The sequence below is a fragment of the Spirochaetales bacterium genome (assembly GCA_016930085.1).
Lineage (GTDB): Bacteria > Spirochaetota > Spirochaetia > SZUA-6 > JAFGRV01 > JAFGHO01.
On the sequence record JAFGHO010000035.1, the window covers coordinates 1 to 6,309 of the forward strand.

Here is a 6,309-nt window from a genome sequence, read left to right on the forward strand (position 1 = left end):
ATCGTGTCGATCTTATGATCGCTACTATTTGTTTTCCTTCTCGTCATCATCGACGACCTCATAGTCGACGTCTTCGACATTATCGCCTTTCGATGTCGATTGATCTGCGCCGCCCTCTGCCTTGAAATCCGAAGTGCCGCCGGATGCACCGGGTTGTTCCGTCCCCGTATTCGATTGTCCCTGCCCGGCCTGCGTTTTATATACCTCTTCAGCAAGTTTGTATGAAACCTGCTTGAGGGCTTCCATTTTCTGCTTGATCACGGCGATATCCGAGGTTCCCATCGTTTTCTTCAAATCCTCGATAGCGGCGTTGATACTCTGTCTGTCCGAGTCCGTTACTTTATCCCCGTAATCCCGTAACGCTTTTTCCGTTTGATAGATAAAGGAATCAGCCTCGTTTCGTACTTCCGCCTGTTCCTTGATTTTCTTGTCCTCGGCCGCGTGCATCTCCGCTTCCTTTACCATTTTCTGAATATCTTCTTCCTTGAGTCCCGACGATGATTCGATTCGTATTTTCTGTTCCTTCCCCGTGCCGAGGTCTTTTGCCGAAACATGAACGATACCGTTCGCATCGATATCGAAGGTCACCTCGATCTGCGGAACGCCGCGGGGCGCCGGCGGGATATCGGTGAGGTCGAACCTCCCCAGTGTCCGGTTCTGATTCGCCATCTCGCGCTCCCCCTGAAGCACATGAATCGATACCGCGGTCTGGTTATCCGCCGCCGTAGAAAATATCTGGCTTTTTCGTGTCGGAATCGTCGTATTCCGTTCGATCAGACGCGTGAAGACGCCGCCGAGTGTCTCGATACCCAGAGAAAGGGGCGTAACATCGAGGAGGAGGACATCCTTGACGTCCCCGCCCAGAATTCCGCCCTGGATCGCGGCTCCCATTGCAACGACTTCATCCGGATTCACACCCCTGTGCGGTTCTTTTCCGAAAAGGTCCTTGACGATTTTCTGAACCGCCGGTATACGCGTGGAACCCCCGACAAGGATCACCTGATCGACATCCGACGCATTGAGTCCGGCATCCTTTAATGCCTGCACGCACGGCCCTTTGGTTTTTTCGATGAGGTCGCCGACAAGCTGCTCGAATTTGGCGCGTGTCAGCGAGTATTGCAAATGCTTCGGGCCGGATGAGTCCGCCGTGATAAAGGGCAGATTGATATCCGACGTTTGCGATCCCGACAACTCGATTTTCGCCTTTTCCGAGGCTTCCCTGAGACGCTGGAGGGCCATTCTGTCTTTTGAAAGATCGATACCGTAATCTTTTTTAAAGTTCTCGATAAGCCATTCGATAACACGCTGGTCGAAATTGTCACCGCCGAGATGGGTATCGCCATTGGTGGACTTGACTTCGAACACACCGTCCCCGAGTTCGAGAATCGAGATATCGAAGGTACCGCCGCCCAGATCGTAGACGGCGATTTTTTCTTCTTTGGGACCCTTACCGAGTCCATACGCGAGGGACGCGGCGGTCGGTTCGTTCACGATACGTTTCACTTCGAGACCGGCTATGCGTCCGGCGTCTTTGGTCGCCTGACGCTGTGCGTCATTGAAATACGCCGGAACGGTGATAACGGCTTCGGTCACTTTTTCTCCGAGGTAATCCTCTGCCGTCTGCTTCATTTTCTGAAGGATAAGGGCGGATATTTCCGGCGGAGTATGCTGTTTGTCATGAAGCTTTATGACGACGCCATTGGGAACCTCCTCCACCTTATAGGGAACCATCTTGATTTCCTCAGGGACTTCACCGTACCTGCGGCCCATAAACCGTTTGATCGAATAAACGGTATTTTCGGGATTGGTGATCATCTGATTCTTTGCCTGCTGTCCGACAAGCCGTTCGCCCTTTTGTGTAAAACCGACGATAGACGGCGTCGTTCGCTGCCCTTCGGAGTTCTGGATAACGACCGGTTCCCCGCCCTCCATAATAGCCACGCATGAATTGGTTGTACCAAGATCAATACCTATGATTCTTCCCATAAAGCCTTATCCTCCTTGTTTTTCATCATTATGAGATTCGTTTTTTATATGATCGGTATTATTATTTTCGTCTTCTTTTTTGACGGGTTGCGCGACCTTCACTTTGGCCGGACGCAATACCCTGTCGAAAAAGAGGTATCCTTTCTGATAATCCTCGATCACCGTCGAGATATCGTGCCTGCCGCTCTCCTCGGCCGCGATCGCCAGATGTTTGTCGGGATCGAACACCTCCCCGACCGATTCGAACCGTTTGACACTCCATTTTTTTTCGAGAATACTCACCAGCTGCTTTTCTATAAGAATGATACCGTCATGTAACGCGGTAAAATCCTTTGATTCTTCCGATGACTTGATCGCACGCTCAAAATCATCGATTATGGTCAAAATATCGAGAAGAAGCAATTGATTGGCGAATTTGATCGCTTCTTCCTTTTCCTTCATGAGCCGTTTCCTGAAATTTTCATAATCGGCCTGTTTTCTTAAGAGCTGGTCTTTTAATGAACTGTTTTCTTCTTCCAGGTCCTGTATTCGTTTCTGATAACGAAAAAGCCCGCTTTCCCCCCCGGCACTTTCTTCGTATTCATTTTTGCCGGTAAATCCGTCCGTCGATCCGGTTTCTTCACCGTTTCCGTTGTTCTCAAGGCCGTTATCGCCGGAGTCTCCGTTTCCGGCCGCTTTTTCTTCTTTTAATAATCCTTCATCCGGTATATTGTTTTTGTTATCTGCTTCTTCTTTTTTAGACATATCCTCCCTCGCCGCTCCTTTAAAAAAAGTAGTAAGATATTCCACGTGCTCCTATCGTTTTCCATTACTATAGTATAACTCGATTACAAAAGTAAACCCCTTATCGACAATACATCGGCATTTCCATTTTATTTAGGTATAAGATAATAAGTTGATTTATAATAAGTCAATACCCTTTTCGGTCCCCGCACTACGACTCGATGCCAAAAATAAAAAAAATTACAATAGCCGCGGCCAGATATATCCCGTACAAAGAAACTAAAACGATTCCCTTCCAGCGTTCAAACCTGTATCCCAGTCGGGCGAAAACGAGCATGCTTCCCACTATGACGAACATGGCGGGAAACGAGAAGAAAATCATGTTCAGCGACACGGTGATCGGATTGGCGGCCGATGCTGCTCCGATTATCCAGAGCATATTGAGAATATCTGCGCCCAGGATATCGCCGAGCGCGAGGTCGCCGTGGCCTTTGCGTGACGCCACGATCGCCGTCGCGATTTCAGGCAATGACGTGCCGATTGCAACGATGGTAAGACCGATAATCGCTTCCGACACCATGAAAATACACGCTATATTTTTTGCCGATTCGACGAGGAAATCACTCGCGACAATCACTCCGGCCACACCGATAAAAAATCTTCCGAACTGCAGGGCAACCCCCCCCGGTTTTACATGTTCTTCGACCTCGTCATCCAGAAGCGCGTTCTTCCCGGCATTCCTCCTCTTTTTTTCTGAAAGAAACACCCAGAGAAGGTAGGCGACGAGGATCACCAGAAGAACGATTCCCTCCCACCGGTCGATCGTCCCGTTGAAGGCCAGTATAAAAGCGATTATATCGATCGCGACCAGAAAAAGACCGAAACGTTTGAGAATTTTTGAATCGACTGCAATCGCCACCGGTGCGACAATAATGCCGAGGCCGAGGGCGAAGGCGTCGTCGACGATAACGGAACCAACGGCGTTTCCCAGCGCAATTTCGGGAAGCCCCCGCAACGCCGATATAAGCGAAACGGTAAACTCGGGTGCCGTCGTCGCGAATCCGACAAGGACAATCCCGATGACGATCTTTGGAATCCGTAAAAGGACGGCGAGCGCGACCGAACCGTCGACAAGAAAATCGGCACTCCTTGCAAGCAGGTAAAAACTCCCGGCGAGGATAATGAGATTGATGATGATATTGTCGGCGGGAATATTAAACAGCGATGACACGAACGTCCCTCTTTCTGTCGATGTGATATAATGAGTCCGCAGATCTCATAAAAAGTCATGAAACATTATGCTCGATAACAGCAAAGCATCTCCAAAGGATAATGAAATAACCGGATTGTGACAAGAGGCTATCATAAAAAACCTGGCTCATCCCTTAGAAAAGACCAAGCCCCGAAAGAACGAGTGAAATACCGGCCACACATGCCGTTTCCGTTCTCAAAACACGGGTGCCGAGGCGGGCTAAAACGAATCCCCCGTTCAGAAGCATTCGGCGTTCGGAAGCGGACCAGCCGTTTTCCGGTCCGACGGCAAGCACACAGCAGGGGGATGAAAATGTGAAAGAAGAAAGCGCGATTGTGGCTTCATAATTGTCCAAAGCGATTCGTTCACACCGCTTCACGGTTCGCAAACATGAAGCGAGATCGTCGAATCGGTCCACCTCAGGGATCTTCGTTGAAAAAGCCTGTTCCGCGCCCAGAATCAGGTGCCGCCGGTACTCGCCGGTCGTCCATAACCTGCTTCGCCGGTATGATTTTTCGGATTTCTCCGTTCCCGTGATCACGATCCGGCCGACACCAAGCGAGGCTGCCTCGTTGAGTATCTTCCGCATCGTCTGCGGCCGCGAGCTTCCGACGATGAGGGTGACCGGAAAGAGGTCGTCCTTCTCCCGCTTCCTGTGTTCGGTAAAAGAAAAGCGTATTCCCTTTTTGCCGGCCTCTTCGATTGTCGCTTTTCCCCTCGCACCGCCGATGATTCCCGCATCGAAGCTATCCCCCGCCCCGCATCGCAAAACCGAGGTAATATGTACTGCCCGCCTGTCGCTGGCCGGAAGCGGTATAGAGATTTCATGTGGTTCAAAAAGAACGATATTCATACCGAATAGTAGAAAAAAAACAGGCTTCTTTCAAGGTTTTTCTTGACACGATCACAGCGAGACTGTTCAATGCGATTATTCGTCTCCCTGCAGACGGAAGAGAGGGTGAATACGATCAAAAAAACCAATGGCCTATTAATGACAGCGACACTCCTTTTATGGTGCTTCTTTTTTGTCTTTATCGCCTCCGATCAGCTGCTTGTTTCTCTGAAGGCGGGGATCGGGCTTTTTTTTACGGAATACGCAAGCGGACCATGTATCATAAGCCGTCCTCAATCCGGCGGCAACCCCTTTCTATATACACCCGAAACCGCCGTACAACCGGTTCCCCCCATTACCGAAGCCGACATGACCGGATTGAAAGAGTTTCTCGGCACACGTTCCGATATTGCCGGGTGGACTCCCGTTTCGTTTTACGAAGCGGTCTGTCTTACAACGGAGAGAAAAAGCATTCGTTTTATGTGCAGGATCACCGAACCCTCCTCGTTTCAGGCGGTATTTGAACGGATCGGTCTTCCCGTTCAGAAAATAGAAAACGCCCCCGGCCGCTGGTTTGTCCCGTCACCTGTTCTGGAAAATGATATCGGGCGTCTATACGCTCATCCTGTGGCGCCCGATGATCCGATACTCCTCTCCGAACGGTCGGTGAATCTCTGGAACGTAATGACGGCTTCCCCGCTCGACCCCGCCGCCTACTCGGACGGTGATTTTCTCCTGCCGCACACAGGTTATTCGGGCGAAGCGACCGCCTGCCTTTTTCTCCCTTCGGAAGAAATGATCCCGGTGGAACAAGAGGTCATCGAACGCTGTGAAAAACTCCCGATACTGCCGGCGGATGACATTGAGGAACCCGGCGGACCATTGAAAAAGAAGGCAGCGGCGAATGCGGCATTGATTACGGAGACGAGACTCGATGATTCATATTTTTTCGAACTGATCACCCCGTCAGTTACCGAGGACACGGCAACACCGCCGCAACCCGCAATGTGGCAATATGTCATTGTGCGGCCTGCCAAACATATCGGGTTATCCGAGCTCCGTGAACACCTTAACACGTATTTCGAACGCACCGGAATGAACCTCGAAGCGTCGGATTGGAAAGCGTACGCGGTTGATTTTTTACGATCGGCGGAACGCCTTGATATCGTAAGATATGCACTGTACGTCCTTTTCCTTGCCGCCGCGTTAATCATACTGCTATTCCTCATCGCCTCAGTGGTAGGCGGAGGCGGGAAGAAAACGGCCGCGTCGATTCCGGGTGTAAAAACAATACTTTTCCTTCCGGTTACAGCCGTACTCGCCGCATGGTGTCTGGGGGCGGCCGCGGCGGATATCCTGCTGCTGTTTTTGCCACCCGCACACACATCCCAGGGCGGTTACTTCCTGTTCCATTTCACCGGCCATGATATACCGGTTCGCCTTTCATTCTCCCTCATGACCCATATTATTTCATTTCTGGCGGCGCTTGCCATTCTGGCGGCGCTTGCCATTCCGG

4 protein-coding genes and 1 pseudogene are annotated in these 6,309 nt (G+C 50.7%); 1 reads left to right on the forward strand and 4 read right to left on the reverse strand.

Features of this window, described 5'->3' with window-relative positions; all coding sequences use genetic code 11:
• Positions 1-24: 24 nt before the first annotated feature.
• The 4 genes and pseudogenes from dnaK to JW881_06420 all read right to left on the reverse strand — a co-directional run bounded on the left by dnaK (position 25) and on the right by JW881_06420 (position 4,814).
• On the reverse strand, positions 25-1,986 hold the full coding sequence (gene dnaK, locus JW881_06405) for a molecular chaperone DnaK (protein ID MBN1697126.1): 1,962 nt from the start codon (positions 1,984-1,986) through the stop codon (positions 25-27).
• A gap of 6 nt (positions 1,987-1,992) precedes the next feature.
• Positions 1,993-2,730 carry a nucleotide exchange factor GrpE gene (gene grpE, locus JW881_06410; GenBank protein ID MBN1697127.1) on the reverse strand — a complete coding sequence of 246 codons (738 nt, stop codon included), beginning with the start codon at positions 2,728-2,730 and terminating at the stop codon, positions 1,993-1,995.
• 190 nt (positions 2,731-2,920) lie between these two features.
• Positions 2,921-3,940: a calcium/sodium antiporter gene (locus JW881_06415; protein ID MBN1697128.1), complete on the reverse strand. Its 1,020-nt coding sequence runs from the start codon at positions 3,938-3,940 to the stop codon at positions 2,921-2,923.
• 154 nt (positions 3,941-4,094) lie between these two features.
• Positions 4,095-4,814, reverse strand: a pseudogene (locus tag JW881_06420) (16S rRNA (uracil(1498)-N(3))-methyltransferase).
• A 69-nt stretch (positions 4,815-4,883) separates the two neighbouring features.
• Here JW881_06420 and JW881_06425 point away from each other — a divergent pair.
• On the forward strand, positions 4,884-6,309 hold a 1,426-nt coding region (locus tag JW881_06425), incomplete at its 3' end, for a hypothetical protein (GenBank protein ID MBN1697129.1).

Coding starts and splice junctions, on each gene's coding strand:
- dnaK (MBN1697126.1), bottom strand. CDS start 1,986: ATGGGAAGAATCATAGGTATTGATCTTGGTACAACCAATTCATGCGTG.
- grpE (MBN1697127.1), bottom strand. CDS start 2,730: ATGTCTAAAAAAGAAGAAGCAGATAACAAAAACAATATACCGGATGAA.